1 pseudogene is annotated in these 334 nt (G+C 58.1%); it reads left to right on the top strand.

Features of this window, described 5'->3' with window-relative positions:
* A pseudogene (locus tag AB9F29_RS21620) lies at positions 1-334 on the top strand (hypothetical protein); the annotation flags it as partial.

Genomic DNA, 334 nt, shown 5'->3' with positions numbered 1-334 from the left:
ATGCAGACCGTGCACTTACTGACGCGGGCCGCGCTCTTTCGCGGGCCGAAGCAGATCGCAATATCGCAGAAGGCAAGCTTGAGAGTCTGCGGCTTGCGGTCGTGCGCCACGAAGAAGAAGCGTTTGGGGCACGCAATCTGGTTAATGACGCGGCGGCGATCCTTGCGGACTTGGATGATTTGGATCAAGCGCGTGAGGAAGTCGAATACGTGAAAATGACGGTTGAGGCGGCACGGATGACGATTATGTCAAAACGGTCGGCCTTTGACTAGGTGCGCCGCGAAGGCGATGCACGCACCAAGCGCCGCCAAGAGGTTCTCAAGGAAATCAGCGG

It is taken from the genome of Falsihalocynthiibacter sp. S25ZX9 (assembly GCF_041205405.1).
Taxonomy (GTDB): domain Bacteria; phylum Pseudomonadota; class Alphaproteobacteria; order Rhodobacterales; family Rhodobacteraceae; genus Falsihalocynthiibacter; species Falsihalocynthiibacter arcticus.
Note: the sequence above shows the minus strand (reverse complement) of the source record. Positions and strands in the feature narration are given on the sequence as shown.